Annotated in this window: 15 protein-coding genes, 1 tRNA gene and 1 pseudogene; 3 read left to right on the forward strand and 14 right to left on the reverse strand. The window is 71.0% G+C overall.

Features of this window, described 5'->3' with window-relative positions:
* Positions 1-26 precede the first annotated feature (26 nt).
* The 5 genes from ABIC61_RS01600 to polA all read right to left on the reverse strand — a co-directional run bounded on the left by ABIC61_RS01600 (position 27) and on the right by polA (position 7,895).
* A complete protein-coding gene (locus tag ABIC61_RS01600; RefSeq protein WP_354028564.1) occupies positions 27-1,073 on the reverse strand; it encodes a BPSS1187 family protein in 1,047 nt (348 codons plus the stop codon).
* Positions 1,070-1,672 (reverse strand): dephospho-CoA kinase, encoded by a 603-nt coding sequence (gene coaE / locus ABIC61_RS01605; protein ID WP_354028565.1) that lies wholly within the window; start codon positions 1,670-1,672, stop codon positions 1,070-1,072. The genes ABIC61_RS01600 and coaE overlap by 4 nt, the downstream gene beginning before the upstream one ends.
* 94 nt (positions 1,673-1,766) lie before the next feature.
* Positions 1,767-3,230, reverse strand: a complete 1,464-nt coding sequence (gene rpsA, locus ABIC61_RS01610; protein WP_144749694.1) for a 30S ribosomal protein S1 — start codon at positions 3,228-3,230, stop codon at positions 1,767-1,769.
* Positions 3,231-3,433: 203 nt separating this feature from the next.
* The gene (locus ABIC61_RS01615; protein ID WP_354028566.1) at positions 3,434-5,113 is read right to left on the reverse strand and encodes a DUF885 domain-containing protein; all 1,680 of its coding nucleotides are present in this window, start codon (positions 5,111-5,113) and stop codon (positions 3,434-3,436) included.
* 109 nt (positions 5,114-5,222) lie between these two features.
* A complete protein-coding gene (polA, locus tag ABIC61_RS01620) occupies positions 5,223-7,895 on the reverse strand; it encodes a DNA polymerase I (protein ID WP_354028567.1) in 2,673 nt (890 codons plus the stop codon).
* A gap of 100 nt (positions 7,896-7,995) precedes the next feature.
* Between polA and ABIC61_RS01625 the strand changes: the two genes are divergently transcribed.
* Both ABIC61_RS01625 and ABIC61_RS01630 read left to right on the forward strand, forming a co-directional pair.
* Positions 7,996-8,364, forward strand: coding sequence for a PaaI family thioesterase (locus ABIC61_RS01625; RefSeq protein WP_079238910.1), 369 nt, complete (start codon positions 7,996-7,998; stop codon positions 8,362-8,364).
* 29 nt (positions 8,365-8,393) lie between these two features.
* Positions 8,394-8,768 carry a VOC family protein gene (locus ABIC61_RS01630; RefSeq protein ID WP_354028568.1) on the forward strand — a complete coding sequence of 125 codons (375 nt, stop codon included), beginning with the start codon at positions 8,394-8,396 and terminating at the stop codon, positions 8,766-8,768.
* Positions 8,769-8,780: 12 nt separating this feature from the next.
* On the opposite strand, the gene ABIC61_RS01635 is transcribed toward ABIC61_RS01630, so the two are convergent.
* The 6 genes from ABIC61_RS01635 to ABIC61_RS01660 form a co-directional block, all read right to left on the reverse strand.
* Positions 8,781-9,251, reverse strand: coding sequence for a GNAT family N-acetyltransferase (locus ABIC61_RS01635; RefSeq protein ID WP_354028569.1), 471 nt, complete (start codon positions 9,249-9,251; stop codon positions 8,781-8,783).
* Between the two features lie 99 nt (positions 9,252-9,350).
* The gene (locus tag ABIC61_RS01640; RefSeq protein ID WP_079236134.1) at positions 9,351-9,956 is read right to left on the reverse strand and encodes an ANTAR domain-containing response regulator; all 606 of its coding nucleotides are present in this window, start codon (positions 9,954-9,956) and stop codon (positions 9,351-9,353) included.
* Positions 9,957-10,012: 56 nt separating this feature from the next.
* A tRNA-Leu gene (locus tag ABIC61_RS01645) sits at positions 10,013-10,093 on the reverse strand.
* A 39-nt stretch (positions 10,094-10,132) separates the two neighbouring features.
* The gene (locus ABIC61_RS01650; protein WP_354028570.1) at positions 10,133-10,693 is read right to left on the reverse strand and encodes an MOSC domain-containing protein; all 561 of its coding nucleotides are present in this window, start codon (positions 10,691-10,693) and stop codon (positions 10,133-10,135) included.
* A gap of 9 nt (positions 10,694-10,702) precedes the next feature.
* Positions 10,703-12,199 carry a sensor histidine kinase gene (locus tag ABIC61_RS01655; protein WP_354028571.1) on the reverse strand — a complete coding sequence of 499 codons (1,497 nt, stop codon included), beginning with the start codon at positions 12,197-12,199 and terminating at the stop codon, positions 10,703-10,705.
* Positions 12,196-12,879 (reverse strand): response regulator, encoded by a 684-nt coding sequence (locus ABIC61_RS01660; protein WP_260852491.1) that lies wholly within the window; start codon positions 12,877-12,879, stop codon positions 12,196-12,198. The genes ABIC61_RS01655 and ABIC61_RS01660 overlap by 4 nt, the downstream gene beginning before the upstream one ends.
* 146 nt (positions 12,880-13,025) lie before the next feature.
* On the opposite strand from ABIC61_RS01660, the gene ABIC61_RS01665 reads away from it, so the two are divergent.
* Positions 13,026-13,460, forward strand: a complete 435-nt coding sequence (locus ABIC61_RS01665) for a hypothetical protein (protein ID WP_354028572.1) — start codon at positions 13,026-13,028, stop codon at positions 13,458-13,460.
* 74 nt (positions 13,461-13,534) lie between these two features.
* Here the strand turns inward: ABIC61_RS01665 and ABIC61_RS01670 are convergent, their stop codons facing one another.
* From ABIC61_RS01670 to ABIC61_RS01680, 3 genes and pseudogenes are all read right to left on the reverse strand, one after another.
* Positions 13,535-14,710, reverse strand: coding sequence for a GAF domain-containing protein (locus tag ABIC61_RS01670; RefSeq protein WP_354028573.1), 1,176 nt, complete (start codon positions 14,708-14,710; stop codon positions 13,535-13,537).
* Positions 14,711-14,756: 46 nt separating this feature from the next.
* Positions 14,757-14,942, reverse strand: a pseudogene (locus ABIC61_RS01675) (DUF779 domain-containing protein); the annotation flags it as partial.
* A 120-nt stretch (positions 14,943-15,062) separates the two neighbouring features.
* Positions 15,063-15,326: a helix-turn-helix domain-containing protein gene (locus ABIC61_RS01680; RefSeq protein ID WP_354028574.1), complete on the reverse strand. Its 264-nt coding sequence runs from the start codon at positions 15,324-15,326 to the stop codon at positions 15,063-15,065.
* Positions 15,327-15,414 lie beyond the last annotated feature (88 nt).

Here is a 15,414-nt window from a genome sequence, read left to right on the forward strand (position 1 = left end):
CCGAGGTGGGGCGGCACTGCCGCTTCCTAGGACGGCCCTGAGCCCTCCGGCCCGGTCGGGAACCGGTGGAGGAGCCACTGCCAGAGGGCGAGCATCCGAGGGGTGCCGTCCGGGCCGAGGGGCGTCGAGTCCTTGATCGTCCGGGAGTGCGACTCCCCCGGTGACCCGACCCGGATGTCGGTGAGGATCGCGTGCGGGTCCGCGTCGGTGCCCGGTGGCGCGGTGTCGGTGCGGAACGGGCCCGTCGGACCGTCGAGGCCCAGTACCTTCCACGACCCACGGATCCGCGGACCGAACACGTCGCGGACGTCGTCGATGGCGTACATCCGGTCGACCGGGGTCTTGCCGGGTCGGTCCATCCAGGCGGCGTGCTCCGCGCCGAGCGACTCCACCGGGGACGAGAACATCAGCGCGCCCTGCACCGACCGGATGTGCGCGATGTACGCCGCCTCGCCGCCGCCCTGCGAGTGCCCGGCGACGACGATGTCGTTCCACGCGATGTCGTCGCCGTCCTGGACGAACCGACCCCAGCCGCCACCGGGGTCGTGGTCGTCGAGGTACGCGATCGCGTCACGGAACCGCGACACGATCGAACCGGAGGGCCGCACCGAGCTGAACTCGGACGGGCGGCTGCCGTCGAATCGGTTGCGCTGCACCTGGCCGTAGCAGTGCGCGTCGGCCTCGCACGTGCCCGAGAGGGTCCTGCCGAGGTTCCAGTAGTCGAGCCCGAGCACGTGGTACCCGTCCTGCAGCGCGGTGCCGAGGAACAGCTGGTAGTCGGCCGGCTTCGCGCGGGTCGCCGGCAGGAAGAGCAGCAGTGGGCCGTCGGCGTTGGTGCGTGCCGCGAAGTCGTCGCGGTTCGGTTCGAGTCGCTGCCCGTTGATCGTGCCGAGCCGGAAGCGGTGGAACTCCCCCTCCGGGCCGTGCGCATCGCCGTGCGGCCGGTCCGCCGCCGAGATCCGTCCGTGCTGTTCCATCCGCTGCCCGCCGAGCACGTTCGCCGCGACCAGTGCCGCGGCGCCCATCGCGACGAGCACGACCGCCGCCACGATCAGGAGCAGCCGGTGCTTCATCGGGAGAGGCGTCCCCAGACCTCGTCCGCCGAGCGGATGGTGTCCGCGAGCGTCCCGGTGGCGTCGACGACGTGGTCCGCCAGTGCCAGCCGTTCAGCGTCGCTCGCCTGCGCGGACACGCGGCGCTCAGCTTCATCACGGGCCATGCCGCGGTGGTCGACGAGTCGCTCGATCCGCTGCGCCGCGGGCGCGTCCACCACCACGACCGCGTCGAAGTGCAGCGGACGGCTGCCGCGGGCCTCGGCCAGGAGCGGGACGTCGTACACGACCACCGCATCGGGATCGGCGGCCTCGGCTGCGTCGAAGGCGAGTCGTGCGAGGCGCCAGACCTCGGGATGGGTGATCGCCTCGAGGTCCTTCCGTGCGGCGGGGTCCGAGAACACGACCGCACCGAGTGCCGGACGATCGAGTGACCCGTCGGCCGCGATCACACCGGGTCCGAACCGCTCCGCGACCCGTGCGAGACCGGGACTCCCCGGGGCCACCGCCGCACGCGCGAGCCGATCGGCGTCGACCACGACCGCGCCGTGCTCCGCCCAGCGCCCGGAGACCGTCGACTTGCCTGCGGCGATGCCGCCCGTGAGACCGATGATGCGCACCGGAACAGCGTAGCGAGCGCACCTGCCCGAACGGCCGGAAGCCCGGCACCCCTTCTCAGGGATGCCGGGCTTCCGGTACGGGCGAACCGCTCGATCAGTTGGTCGAGCTGAGCTTCTCGCGGAGCGCTGCGAGCGAGGCGTCGTCGGCCAGGGTGCCCTGACCGTTCGACTCGTTCGCGAACGTCGACGACGAGGAGGCCGTGGCGGGGAGATCGAAGTCGCCCTTCGCCTCGTCGGCGATGGTCTTCGCGACCTGCGCCTTGTGGGCTTCCCAACGCGACTGGGCGGCCGCGTACTGGCCCTCCCACTCGGTGCGCTGGGTGTCGTAGCCCTCGAGCCACTCGTTCGTCTCCGGGTCGAAGCCGTCCGGGTACTTGTAGTCACCCTTGTCGTCGTACTCGGTCGGCATGCCGTAGAGCGCCGGGTCGAACTCGGTGCCCTCGGGGTCGACACCCTCGTTGGCCTGCTTGAGGCTGAGCGAGATGCGGCGACGGTCGAGGTCGATGTCGATGATCTTGACGAAGACCTCGTCGTTGACCGACACGACCTGCTCGGCGAGCTCGACGTGCTTGTTCGACAGCTCCGAGATGTGCACGAGGCCCTCGATGCCGTCGGCAACGCGGACGAAGGCACCGAACGGCACGAGCTTCGTGACCTTGCCCGGCGCGATCTGACCGATCGCGTGGGTGCGGGCGAAGACCTGCCACGGGTCCTCCTGCGTGGCCTTGAGCGAGAGCGACACGCGCTCGCGGTCCAGGTCCACCTCGAGGATCTCGACGGTGACTTCCTGACCGACCTCGACGACCTCGCTGGCGTGCTCGATGTGCTTCCAGCTGAGCTCGGAGACGTGGACGAGACCGTCGACGCCACCCAGGTCGACGAACGCACCGAAGTTGACGATCGACGACACGATGCCCTTGCGGACCTGGCCCTTGTGGAGGTTGTTGAGGAAGGTGGTGCGCGACTCGGACTGCGTCTGCTCGAGCAGGGCGCGGCGCGAGAGGACCACGTTGTTGCGGTTCTTGTCGAGCTCGAGGATCTTCGCCTCGAGCTCCTGGCCGAGGTACGGCGTGAGGTCGCGGACGCGACGCAGCTCGATGAGCGAGGCCGGGAGGAAGCCACGGAGGCCGATGTCGACGATGAGACCGCCCTTGACGACCTCGATGACCGTGCCGGTCACGACGCCGTCGGACTCCTTGATCTTCTCGACGTCGCCCCACGCACGCTCGTACTGCGCGCGCTTCTTCGACAGGATGAGGCGACCTTCCTTGTCCTCCTTCTGGAGAACCAGGGCCTCGACCTCGTCGCCGACCTCGACGACCTCGTTGGGGTCGACGTCGTGCTTGATCGAGAGTTCGCGCGAGGGGATGACACCCTCGGTCTTGTAACCGACGTCGAGGAGGACCTCGTCGCGGTCGATCTTCACGACGGTGCCGGAGATGAGGTCTCCGTCGTTGAAGAACTTCAGGGTCTTCTCGACCTCGGCCAGGAAGTCATCAGCCGAGCCGATGTCGTTGATGGCGACCTGCTTGGGAGCCTTGGTCGTGGTGGTTGTCATGTAGAGATTGCTCCGAACGGACATGAGTCGGGCCGTGACGGCGAGGGAGCGACCCCCTGGTCCGTACCGGATGCCGGTGCGAGCCGTCGTGGCGATGTGGTTGATTGGCGCGGGATGCGCCGCACAAGTCTAACCGCACGCAGCGAAGGCCCACAACCGGGCGTGTCACCCGGTTGCGGGCCTGCCGCTGTCGGTCAGTCCGCTCAGTCGAGCAGTGCGGTCCGGAGGGTGTCGAGGCCGATGCTGCCGAGCGCGAGGGCACGGTGGTGGAACGCCTTGAGGTCGAAGGCCGCGCCCTCACGAGCGGCGACCTCGTCACGGATCGACTCCCAGACGCGCTGCCCCACCTTGTAGGACGGTGCCTGGCCCGGCCAGCCGAAGTAGCGGGCCACCTCGAACTGCACGAAGGCGTCGGACATGTTCACGTTCTCGCGCATGAAGTCGAGCGCGTACTCCCACGTCCACGCGCCGCCGTCGGGGTTCGTCTTCTGCAGGTGGACGCCGATGTCGAGCACCACACGGGCGGCACGCATCCGCTGGCCGTCGAGCATGCCGAGGCGGTCGCCGTCGTCGTCGAGGAAGCCGAGCTGCTCCATCAGTCGCTCGGCGTAGAGCGCCCAGCCCTCGACGTGGCCCGACGAGCCGGACAGCTGCCGGCGCCAGGTGTTCAGCTCGCCGCGGTTGTAGACGCCCTGGCTGATCTGGAGGTGGTGTCCCGGGACACCCTCGTGGTAGACCGTCGTCTTCTCACGCCAGGTGCCGAACTCGGTGACGCCCTGCGGGACGGACCACCACATGCGACCGGCGCGGGAGAAGTCGTCGGACGGGCCCGTGTAGTAGATCCCGCCCTCCTGCGTGGGGGCGATCCGGCACTCGAGACGCTTGATCGGGTCGGCGATGTCGAAGTACTTGCCGTCCATCGCCCGGATCGACTCGTCGCTCGTCTCCTGCATCCAGCGCTGCAGGGCGTCGGTGCCGTGGAGGACACGGGCGGGGTCGGTGTCGAGGACCTCGATCGCGCGGGCGACGCTCGCACCGGACTCGATGCGGTCGGCGATGCGCTCCTGCTCGGCACGCATCCGGGCGAGCTCCTCGATCCCCCACTCGTACGTCTCGTCGAGGTCCACCACGGCGCCGAGGAAGCGGCGGGAGTGCAGCTCGTACGCCTCACGCCCGACAGCGTCCACCGGGGTCGCGAGGGGCAGCAGCTCGTGCTCGAGGAACTGCCCGAACGACCGGTACGCGGCCGCCGCGACCTCGGCCCCGCGGGCGAGGTCGGCACGCAGCGACTCGGGGACGGAGCCGCCGGCCTCCGGTGCGGCACCGTCGACGAGCTGCTGGAAGACGCCACCCTCGGCACCGTTGCGGGCGGCCTGTTCGGCGATGAGCGCGACCTGGCGCTTCGCGGGCGTGACGTCCTCGCGGGTGCCCTCGAGCAGGGTCTCCCGGATGCCCTCGAGCGCGTCGGGCAGCGCCTGCAGGCGGCTCGCGATGTCCTGCCAGTCCGACTCGGTCCCGGTCGGCATGAGGTCGAGGATCTCGCGGACGGACTGCGCCGGGCTCGCGATGACGTTGAGGTCACGGAGGTGGAGCTTCCGGTCGTACGACTCCTGGATCAGGTCGAGCTCGGCGCCGAGGTCGGTCTTCGTCACGCGGTCGACGGCGTCCACTGCGTCGGCCGCGTCGAGGTCGCTCTTCGCTGCGCGTGCGGCGTCGGCGAGGGCCGCTGCGCCGGCGGGCGAGGTGTCGCCGTACTCCCCCGTGCGCCCGGGCACACCGATGTACGTGGCGACGGTCGGGTCGAGGTCGACGAGGGTGGTCACCCAGTCCTCGGCGACGCGGTCGACTGCGGAGGGCTGGCGGACGGGACGGTCTTCGGTCATGCTCTCGACCCTATCGAGGACCGCCGACGGGTCTGCGACCCGGCCGCAGACGGACTGGAGGCACGGTGCCAGCCGACACCGTGCCTCCGGTCCGACAGACGGTCGCGCGTCAGTGCGCCGCCGCCTCCCAGTTCGGGCCGAGACCGACGGACACGTCCAGCGGGACGCTCAGTTCGGCAGCGCCGCCCATGCGGGTGCGGAGGATCTCCTCGACGCGATCCTGCTCGCCGGGAGCGACCTCGAGGATGAGCTCGTCGTGGACCTGCAGCAGCAGGTGCGACCCGAGGTCGCCCTCGCGCAGGTCCTGAGCGACACCGAGCATCGCGATCTTCATGATGTCGGCAGCCGACCCCTGGATCGGTGCGTTCAGGGCGGCACGCTCCGCGTTCTCACGGAGGACGCGGTTCGGGCTCTTGAGGTCCGGGAACGGACGACGGCGACCGAAGATGGTCTCGGTGTAGCCGTCCTCCCGCGCCTGCTCGACGACGCCGCGGAGGTAGTCGCGCACGGCACCGAAGCGGGCGAAGTACTCGGTCATGAGCGTCTTCGCCTCGGACTGCTCGATGCGGAGCTGCTTCGACAGACCGAACGGGCTGAGGCCGTACGCGAGGCCGTACGACATCGCCTTGACCTTCGTGCGCATCTCGGGCGTGACGTCCGCCGGCTCGACCGAGAACACGCGCGCGCCGACGAAGCGGTGCAGGTCCTCGCCCTCGTTGAACGCCTGGATCAGCCCCGGGTCACCGGAGAGGTGCGCCATGATGCGCATCTCGATCTGCGAGTAGTCGGCGGTGATGAGCGTCGTGTACGGCTCGGCCACGGCGAAGGCCGAGCGCACCCGACGGCCGACCGCGGTCTTGACCGGGATGTTCTGCAGGTTCGGGTCAGTGGACGAGATGCGGCCCGTGCTGCTGCCGGTCTGCTCGTAGCGCGTGTGGATGCGGCCGTCGACGACCGCGGCGTCGAGGGTGTCGACGATCTGCCGCAGCTTCGTCGCGTCGCGGTGCTGCAGCAGCAGACCGAGGAACGGGTGCGGGTGCTGTTCCTGCAGGTCGGTGAGGCTGGCGGCGTCGGTCGAGAACCCGGTCTTCGTCTTGCGGGTCTTCGGCATCGCGAGCTCGGTGAAGAGGACTTCCTGCAGCTGCTTCGGCGACCCGAGGTTGACCTCGTGCCCGATCTCGGCGAAGGCCTGCTGTGCGAGCTCGGCGGCGCGCTCCCCCAGGTCGTGCGAGAGCCCGGTCAGCACGGGACGGTCGATGCCGACGCCGACGGTCTCCATGCCCGCGAGGACGGGGACGAGCGGCAGCTCGATGTCGTCGAGCACCCGCAGCGAGGACTCGTCGATCCGGGCGCGCAGGGCGGTGGAGACCCGCAGCACGAACCAGGCGTGCACCCCCACGTTCACCGGGTCGGTCTCGGGGACGAGCTGGTTCGGGTCCGCCGTCGGGAGTTCTTCGCCGAGCTCCTGGTAGACGAGGTCCGTGAGGGGCTGCCCCTGTTTGCCCGGCTGCGCGAGCCAACCCGTGATGCGGGCGTCGCCGGCGATGCCGTTCACCTGGATGCCGACCCCGGCGAGGGCCTTGATGGCTTCCTTCGCGTCGTGGAAGTGCTTCGGGGCGTCCGACGCGAACCACGCCGACAGCTGCTCGTAGTCCTTCGCACCGCTGCCGCCGGGCACGAGGACCGCATCGTCGTGCGTCGCGATGCCGATCGCGCTGAGACGACCGTCGATGACCTCGACCGCGACGCCGTAGCCGTTCGCCGCCTCGGACGCGTTGCGACGCTCGAGCCAGTAGCCGAGTTCTTCGTCGATCAGGGTCTTCACCGGCGGCGGGGTCGGCGCACCGCTGTCGACCGAGCCCTCGGCCTCGCCGGACTCCGACGGCTCGCCGGAGCCCGCGACCTTGAACACGCGGTCGAGCAGCGTGCGGAACTGCAGCTTCGCGAAGAGCTCGCGCACCGCGGTCTCGTCGAGCGGACGGAGCGCGACGTCGGCGGGACCGACGGGCAGCTCGACGTCGTTGACGAGCCGGTTCAGCTTGCGGTTCCGGATCGCCCGGTCCTTCTGCTCGCGCAGGTTGTTGCCGACGACGCCCTTGATCTCGTCGGCGTGCTCGAGCACACCGTCGAGCGAGCCGTACGCCGTGATCCACTTCACGGCGGTCTTCTCGCCGACCTTGTCGATGCCGATCAGGTTGTCGCTGGTCTCGCCGACGAGCGCCGCGATGTCCGGGTACTGGTGCGGCTCGATGCCGTAGCGCTCGTAGACCTTGTCGCGGTCGTAGCGGGTGAGCTCCGATACCCCGCGGACCGACGGGTAGAGCAGCGTGACGTCGTCGTTCACGAGCTGGATCGAGTCGCGGTCGCCGGAGACGACGTAGACCTGGTAGCCCTGCTCGGACCCCTGACGGGCGAAGGTGGCGAGGATGTCGTCGGCCTCGTAGTCCTCCTTCGTGACCGTCGTGATGCCCATCGCCTCGAGCGCCTGCTGCAGCAGCGGGATCTGACCCTTGAACTCGGCCGGGGTCTCGGAGCGGGTGCCCTTGTAGTCCTCGTACTCACGGGTGCGGAACGAGAACCGGGAGATGTCGAACGCGACCGCGAGGTGGGTCGGCTTCTCGCGCTGGAGGAGCATGAGCAGCATCGAGATGAAGCCGTGGATGGCGTTCGTGTGCTGCCCCTCGCGGTTCACGAAACTGTCGACCGGCAGCGCGTAGAAGGCCCGGAAGGCGAGCGAGTGGCCGTCGATGACCATGAGGGTAGGCTTTGCGGAGTCCGACACCCGGACAGCCTACCGACGCCATCCGACACGGGAGTCCGCCAGCGTGACCGACGAAGCCACCACCACCGGGACCGTCGACGATCGCCTCGCCGACCGCGGCATGGGCGAGCTCGCCGAGAAGATGGGCATGGTCATCACGGAGCTCTCGGCCGAACGGGCCGTCGGCACCATCCCGGTCGAGGGCAACCGCCAGCCCGTCGGCCTGCTGCACGGGGGCGCGTACGTCGTCCTCGCCGAGAGCCTCGGCTCGATGGCCGCGAACGTGCACGCCGGCCCCGGCCGCTACGCCGTCGGCATCGAACTGAACGCGTCGCACTCGCGGAGCGCCACGAGCGGCCTGGTCACGGGCACCTGCACGGCGCTCCACCTCGGCGGCACGCTCACCACGCACGAGATCGTCCTGACCGACGACCAGGGGCGGCGCTGCTCCACCGTGCGCATCACGAACATGATCCGCGAGGCTCGCTGAACCCCTCGCACCGACGCAGGGAGTCCGCCATGGACTGGAAGATCGAACTCATCATGGTCCCCGTGACCGACGTCGATCGCGCTCGCGAGTTCTACGAGCGCATCGGCTTCACCATCGACCACGACCAACGTGTGTCCGACGGGCTCCGGTTCGTCCAGGCCACCCCGCCCGGGTCGGCCTGCTCGATCGCGTTCGGGGAGGGCATCATGTCCCCCGACGTGCTCCCCGGATCCCTCAAGTCCATCCAGGTCGTCGTGCCCGACGCCGACGAGGCCCTCGCCCACCTGCAGGGGCTCGGGGTGAACGCGATCGGTGTCGACGAGATGGCCTGGGGCCGGTTCGTCTTCTTCACCGACCCCGACGAGAACGCCTGGACGCTCCAGCAGCTGCCCGCCCGGAACTGACGAACGACCGGTTCAGTCCTCCGGAGGCCGTTGGAGCAGGAGCCGCGCATCGCCGAACCCGAGGCGACGGTAGAGCGTCTCGCCGTCGACGCTCGAGTGCACCGACGTGCGCTCCACCCCGAGCTCGTCGGCCACGTCGAGCAGCGCCGTGACGAGCCGCTTCGCGACGCCGCGCCCGCGCAGGTCCGGGTGCACGTACACCGTCTGCACGTCGGCGGTCAGCCGGCGCCCCGGTCGGTCCGGTGTCGGTGGCCGCGCGACGAGCCCGAGCCACGCCATCCCGAGCACGCGGCCCTCGTGCTCCGCGACGACGCAGCGGTGTGTCTCGGGGTGTGCGACGGCGAACGCCGCCATCGCCCCGCGGTACGCCTCCGGCGTCGTCGAGGGCGTCGCGCCGCCCTCCTCCACGCTCCACCGCCAGCGCAGGTCGGCCACCGCGGGCATGTCGTCGGGCCTGGAGGCACGGATCACCACGTCGTCCACGGCTCCAGTCAAGCAGGTGGTCGGCCCGGCGTGCCCCGGGAACACAGCAGCGCCGCCGGACACCGGGTCCGGCGGCGCTGCGTGAGCGTCGGTGAGCGACTACTTCTTGGCGCTGAGCTGCTCGATGATCGCCTTGGCGACGTCGTGCATGGTGAGGCGGCGGTCCATCGAGGCCTTCTGGATCCAGCGGAACGCCTCGGGCTCGGTGAGGCCCATCTTCTCGTTCAACAGGCCCTTGGCGCGGTCGACGAGCTTGCGGGTCTCGAAGCGCTCGACGAGGTCGGCGACCTCGGCCTCGAGCGTGATGATCTGCTGGTGACGCGAGAGGGCGATCTCGATCGCGGGCAGCAGGTCGTTCGGCGTGAACGGCTTGACGACGTAGGCGAGTGCGCCGGCCTCGGTCGCACGCTCGACGAGGTCCTTCTGGCTGAACGCCGTGAGGAGGACCACTGGAGCAATGTGGTTCTTGGAGAGCTTCTCGGCAGCGGAGATGCCGTCGAGCTGGGGCATCTTGACGTCCATCACGACGAGGTCCGGACGGAGGTCGGTGGCGAGCTGCACGGCGGTCTCGCCGTCACCCGCTTCGCCGACGACGTCGAAGCCGTTGTCGCGGAGGATCTCCACGATGTCGAGGCGGATGAGCGACTCGTCCTCGGCGACGACGACGCGACGGGGTGCTGGTGCAGTTGCTTCTGTGTCACTCACGCCGTCCAGCCTACTAGACGACGGACGTTGACCACGTCAGACCGAGAACCGACTTGTACGAGTGGCGGGACTCGAACCCGCACGCCGTGAAGCAGAGCATTTTGAGTGCCCCGTGTCTACCATTCCACCACACTCGCAGAGGACACCAGGGTACAGGAGCCGCGACGGCCTGACGATCACACCGGGGCGAGGGGGACGTGCGCGCCGGCGGGCAGCTCGACGTCGATCCGGTCGCCGCCGCGCACCGTGCCACCGGCGACGACGACGCTCATCACGCCGCCCTTCCGCTCGACGGTGCCGTCGTCCGCACGACCGAGGACCGCCCGGAGGAGCCCCAGCTCGAAGTCGTTGATCTGCTGGCAGGGGTTGCGGAGTCCGGTGACACGGACGACCGCCTCGTCGCCGAGGCGCAGCAGCGTGCCCTCGGGCAGTCCGAGCAGGTCGACGCCCCGGGTGGTGACGTTCTCCCCCATCGCCCCGGGTGTGACGTCGAAGCCGTCGTGCGCGACCTCGTCGAAGACCTCGGCGTGCAGGAGGTGCACCTGCCGGAGGTTCGGCTGGGAGGGGTCGCGGGCGACACGGGACCGATGCTGCACGGTGGTGCCGGCGTGGGCGTCGCCCTCGATGCCCCAGCCCTCGACGAGCACGATCTCGTCGACGACCGGTTTGCTGAAGCGGTGTGCGTCGTCACGGCTGACCGACACCACCCTCGCCTGGTCCTGCGCCCCGTCGGTCATGCTCCGACGCTACCGAGCCGATGCGCCCGGCACCAGAGGCGGGGGTGCGACGGCGTGCACGTGTGCCGACGACGGCAGCCGCAGCACGAAGACCGCGCCACCCAGGTCGCCGACCTCCCCGCACGCGAGGGTCCCGCCGTGTGCGACGGCGATGCCCCGCGCGATCGGGAGCCCGAGTCCGGCGCCGCCTGATCGCGCATCGCGGGCGTCCTCGAGTCGGACGAGCCGGTCGAACACCCGTTCGCGGTCGACCGACGCGATCCCGGGACCGTCGTCCTCGACCGTGAGGACCGGGCCGTCCACCGTGTCGGTCAGTCCGATCCGGACGGTTCCCTCCGGGCCGGTCGCCCGTGCAGCGTTGTCGACGAGGTTCCCGACGACCTGCGCGAGGCGGTCGGGGTCGACGTCCGCCTCGACGGACGTGTCCGGCGTCTCGACCCGGATCGTCGTCAGCGGCAGACGGAGCCGGAGCCGGTCGACCTCGGTGTCGAGCCACGGCACGAGGTCGGTCGGCCGTCGTTCGAGGTCGATCCCTCGGTCGAGCCGGGCCATCGTGAGCATGTCGTCGACGAGTCGCGCAGCCCGGTCCGCCTGCCGGACGACGTGCACGGCGAGCACCTCGCGGGTCGTCGGGTCGTCGTCCCCGTTCCGCACGAGGGTGTCCGCGGCGGCCCGGACGCCGGCGACCGGCGTCCGGAGCTCGTGCGCGGCGTCGGACAGGAAGGCTCGGACCCGTTCCTCGGCGGCGACCGCCTGCGCCTCCGCCCCCTCGACCGCGTCGAGCATCTCGTCGAAGGCCGTCGCGACCCGGCCGATCTCGGTGTCGGTGCGGGCGGGTCGGAGGCGTCGGCCACGGTCACCGCCGGCGATCGACCGCGCGGCGGCGGTCACCTCGTCCAGGGGTCGCAGGGTCCGCCGGACGACGACCACGACGCCGACGACCGCGACGCCCAGGAACGCTGCGGAGGCACCACCCATCACCCAGCCGAGCTGCGCCAGGGTCTCCTGCACGTCACGGGTGCCGGCCGTGAGCGTGATGCGGGTGCCGTCGTCGAGGTCGGACCGCAACGTCAGGACCCCGTCGTCCTCGTGGACGGACGACGAGGTGATCCGAGCACCGGACGCCGTGGACCCCGCCGCCGAGGAGCCCTCCTCAGCGGGTACCGGCGCCGGCAGGGCCTTCGGGTCGGGCGGTCCGGCGCGGAGCTGGGCGGGAGTCGGGCCGGCCTCGACCGCGGCTCCGTCGGGTTGCACGATGCGGACCGAGAGCCCCTGTGCGGACAGGCGATCGGCGAGGTCGTCGGCGTCGAGGACCCCGACGAGCGCGGCTGCTGCGGAGGCCCGGTCGCGGAGACGGTCCTCGACCTGCGCACGCAACCGCACGCCGAGCACGGCCTCGACCGCGACCACGAGCCCGGTCAGCAGCACGGCGAGGAGCACGAGGATCGCGACCACCGTCCGGAGCCGGAGGGACGTCGTGCGGAGCCGGCCGTCGGGCGCCCTCACGCGGCGCCTCGGTCGATGTCGAGTCGGTAGCCCAGCCCACGGACGGTGTGCACGAGTCGCGGTCCGTGCGCCTCCATCTTGCGGCGGAGTGCACTGAGGTGCACCTCGACGAGGTTCGGTGCGACATCGTCGTACCCCCACACCTGCGTCGTGATCTGACCCTTCGACACCGTCCGCCCCCGGCTCTCGGCGAGGAAGCGGAGCAGTCGGAACTCGGTCGCGGTCAGGTCGAGCAGCGCACCCGCACGGCGTGCCGTGGCGGCTTCGGGGTCGAGCACGAGGTCGCCGACCTCGATCACGGACGGCACGCGGCCGCGTCGACGGAGCACCGCCGTGACGCGTGCCACGAGCTCGGCCATCGCGAACGGCTTCACCACGTAGTCGTCGGCGCCCTCGGCGAAGCCGCGCAACCGGTCGTCCAGCTCGTCCCGCGCGGTCATCATCACGACCGATGCGTCGGAGCGCGACCGGACCCGTGCGGCCAGGAGGATGCCGCTCGGCCCGGGCAGCATCCAGTCGAGGAGGACCAGGTCCGGCGCGGCTCGGTCGATGTCGTCGACGAGGGACCGGCCGTCAGCGGACTCCGCGACGAGGAACCCCTCGGCGCGGAGCGTCGTCCCGACGGCGGCGCGGAGGGCGTCGTCGTCCTCGACCACGAGGATGCGTGCTGCAGCGTTCACGGCGGACACCGTAGGTCGGCTCCGCCACCACGGAGCATGGAGCCGCCTGGGGAACCCCTGTGCTTCAGTTCTGCTTCAGATTCGAGCTCGAGCGTCGTCCTCGTCGGCGGACCGCGCGGTCCACCGACTCGACGAACGGAGACACCATGCAGGACGAACGACACGACACTCGCCGACGGACCCTCCGCCGTGTCGGCATCGGCTCGGCCGCCGCGGCTGCGCTGCTCCTCGGCGGGCTCGGCGTGACCGCAGCGGTCGCGGACAGCAGCGGCAGCACGACCCCGGCGGCTGCTCCGACCGGAGCACCCAGCGGTGCGCCGAGCGGTGCACCGAGCGCCCCCGGGGAGGACGGGAAGGCGGCGCCCACCCCGCCCGCGGACGGGAAGGCCGCGCCGGCACCTGCGCCCGCACCGGGCTGCGTGGCGATGCCGGACGGGAAGGCGCCCACCCCGCCGAAGGACGGGAACGCGCCCACACCGCCCGCGGGCGGGAAGGCCCCGACTCCGCCGGAGGACGGGAACGCGCCGACCCCGCCTGCCGACGGCGCGACGCCGTCACCGGTGCCCACCTCGGGTTCCTGACGCACGGAACGCCACTGCGGGAGGCGCGGACCGTCGGCCGACCGGTCGACGCGAGCCGCGCCTCCAGGCCGTCGTCACGGACGTTCGAGCGCCTCGATCGCCGCCACGAGACCGGCGCGTCGCGGCGACCGCCGCGGCAGCACCGCGAGCAACGCGCGCAGCACCTGCTCGTCCGCACCGCCGTCCGCGGTGCGCGCCCACGCCTGCAGGGCGTCGGCGCCGCCGTCGGCGACGAGCGCCTCGCGGAACCGCAGGCGGACGCGGTCGCGCAGGTCGTCGACGCCGGGTGATGCCGACCCCGGCAGGACCGGCCCGGTGTACCCGCTGACGGCCTGGAGGCGCGCCCCGCGTTCGAGCGCCGACAGCACGGTGTCGACGTCGGTGCGGATGCCGTCCAGGCGGTACGGCCGCGACGTCAGGGTCGCGCCCGGCGCGTGCTGCGCGAGGACGCGTCGGAGGCGCACGACCTCCGCCCGCAGGGTGGTCACCGCGCGGCGGTCGCCGTAGACGGCGGCCGCGAGGTCCTCGGCGGCGAGACCGGCGGGCGTCGACGCCAGCACCGCCGTGATCTCGGAGTGCCGCTCGGACAGCCGGACCGCGTGGTCGCCCGTCCGGAGCGTCGCCGTGTCCGATCCGAGCAGGACGAGTTCGGAGCCGGGCAGCGCGCGGGCAGCAGGTCGACGGGGGTGTTGCAGCGCCGCGAGGGCGAGCTCGGCCTCGGCGGCCGCGACGGTGGCGGTCAGCAGCGGCAGGGTGTGCCGCTCGACCGCCCGGTCGTCGCCCGTGATGTCGACGGCGCCGACCACCTGGCCGGTGGCGTCGCGGAGTGGCACGGCGGTGCACGAGAACCGCTTCACGGCGTTCGCGTAGTGCTCGTCCGACCGGATCTGCACGCCACGGCCGAGCCGGAGGGCCGTCCCCGGCGCGCTCGTGCCGGCGCGGTCCTCTGCCCAGTCCGCCCCGGCGACGAATCCCATCCCCTCGGCGGCACGACGTGCGCTCGACGCGCCGTCCACCCACACGAGTCGCCCCGACGCGTCGGTCACGGCAGCTATGCACCCGGCGGCCCGGACGTCGTCGAGCAGTAGCTTCCGGACGACCGGCAGGGCGGTCCCGAGCGGTCCCTGGCGGCGCAGTGCCTCGAGTTCGTCGGCACCGAGCGCGAGTTGCGGCACGCCGTCCGGGTCGACGCGGGCGGAGCGCTGCCAGGAGTCGGCGATGAGCGGGCGGAGCGTCCGGCGTGCACCCATGCGTCCTCCGTCCGGGTCCGCCCGCCGCGTCGGTGCGTCGGTGTCGTCAGCCTACGTCCGCCGACCTGCGCGGGCCAGGGCCTGCCGGCACCAGGCCGAGATCCGCGAGCTCGGCGTCGTCGAACATCCGGGAGCGGGTGAGGAACCGCTTGCCCTCGGGGACCTCGAGGGAGAACCCCGCGCCACGACCGTCCACGACGTCGATCGTGAGGTGGGTGTACTTCCAGTACTCGCCCACAGTGGTAGCTGGTGTGAGTCGCTGGGTGTCTACCGCGGTTCTACGCCGCGCGAGTGGTGGTGCTTGGTTGCCCGTGTTTGGGGTTTGGAGCACTTCTTGCGGACTTCGTGCGGACTATCGGCGCATCTGCCTGAGCTGTGACGGCGCACTGCCATCTCGCGTGCGGCGTCGCCCGAGCGACTGTGGGGACTGCTTCCATGGATCGCGGCCCTCTTCTGCGCGTTGGAAGTAGGAGCGCACTTCAGATGGCCAGAAGCGGTAGGCCCGACCGATCCTGAACTTCGGGAAAAGTGGATCGGTCGCGAGCTCGTACGCCTTCGACTGCGAGATGTTCAACCAGTCCATCAGTTGCTGAATCGTCAGAGCGTTCTCGTCCATCGACGCAACGTAGGCCCGTCTCGGCGCGTGGGCGCGCATGTCGCAGAGTCCGCGAGTGTCTTCGACATCAAAAACACCGAACGCGTTC

The sequence above is a fragment of the Curtobacterium sp. 1544 genome (assembly GCF_040544915.1).
In the GTDB taxonomy this organism is placed as follows: Bacteria; Actinomycetota; Actinomycetes; order Actinomycetales; family Microbacteriaceae; genus Curtobacterium; species Curtobacterium pusillum_C.

Bases quoted from the DNA above. Each gene is read 5' to 3' on its own strand.
- ABIC61_RS01630 (WP_354028568.1), top strand. From the start codon at position 8,394: ATGGACTGGAAGATCGAACTCATCATGGTCCCCGTGACCGACGTCGAT.
- ABIC61_RS01650 (WP_354028570.1), bottom strand. From the start codon at position 10,693: ATGACCGACGGGGCGCAGGACCAGGCGAGGGTGGTGTCGGTCAGCCGT.
- ABIC61_RS01600 (WP_354028564.1), bottom strand. From the start codon at position 1,073: ATGAAGCACCGGCTGCTCCTGATCGTGGCGGCGGTCGTGCTCGTCGCG.
- ABIC61_RS01665 (WP_354028572.1), top strand. From the start codon at position 13,026: ATGCAGGACGAACGACACGACACTCGCCGACGGACCCTCCGCCGTGTC.
- ABIC61_RS01615 (WP_354028566.1), bottom strand. From the start codon at position 5,113: ATGACCGAAGACCGTCCCGTCCGCCAGCCCTCCGCAGTCGACCGCGTC.
- ABIC61_RS01680 (WP_354028574.1), bottom strand. From the start codon at position 15,326: ATGGACGAGAACGCTCTGACGATTCAGCAACTGATGGACTGGTTGAAC.
- ABIC61_RS01625 (WP_079238910.1), top strand. From the start codon at position 7,996: ATGGGCGAGCTCGCCGAGAAGATGGGCATGGTCATCACGGAGCTCTCG.
- rpsA (WP_144749694.1), bottom strand. From the start codon at position 3,230: ATGACAACCACCACGACCAAGGCTCCCAAGCAGGTCGCCATCAACGAC.
- ABIC61_RS01670 (WP_354028573.1), bottom strand. From the start codon at position 14,710: ATGGGTGCACGCCGGACGCTCCGCCCGCTCATCGCCGACTCCTGGCAG.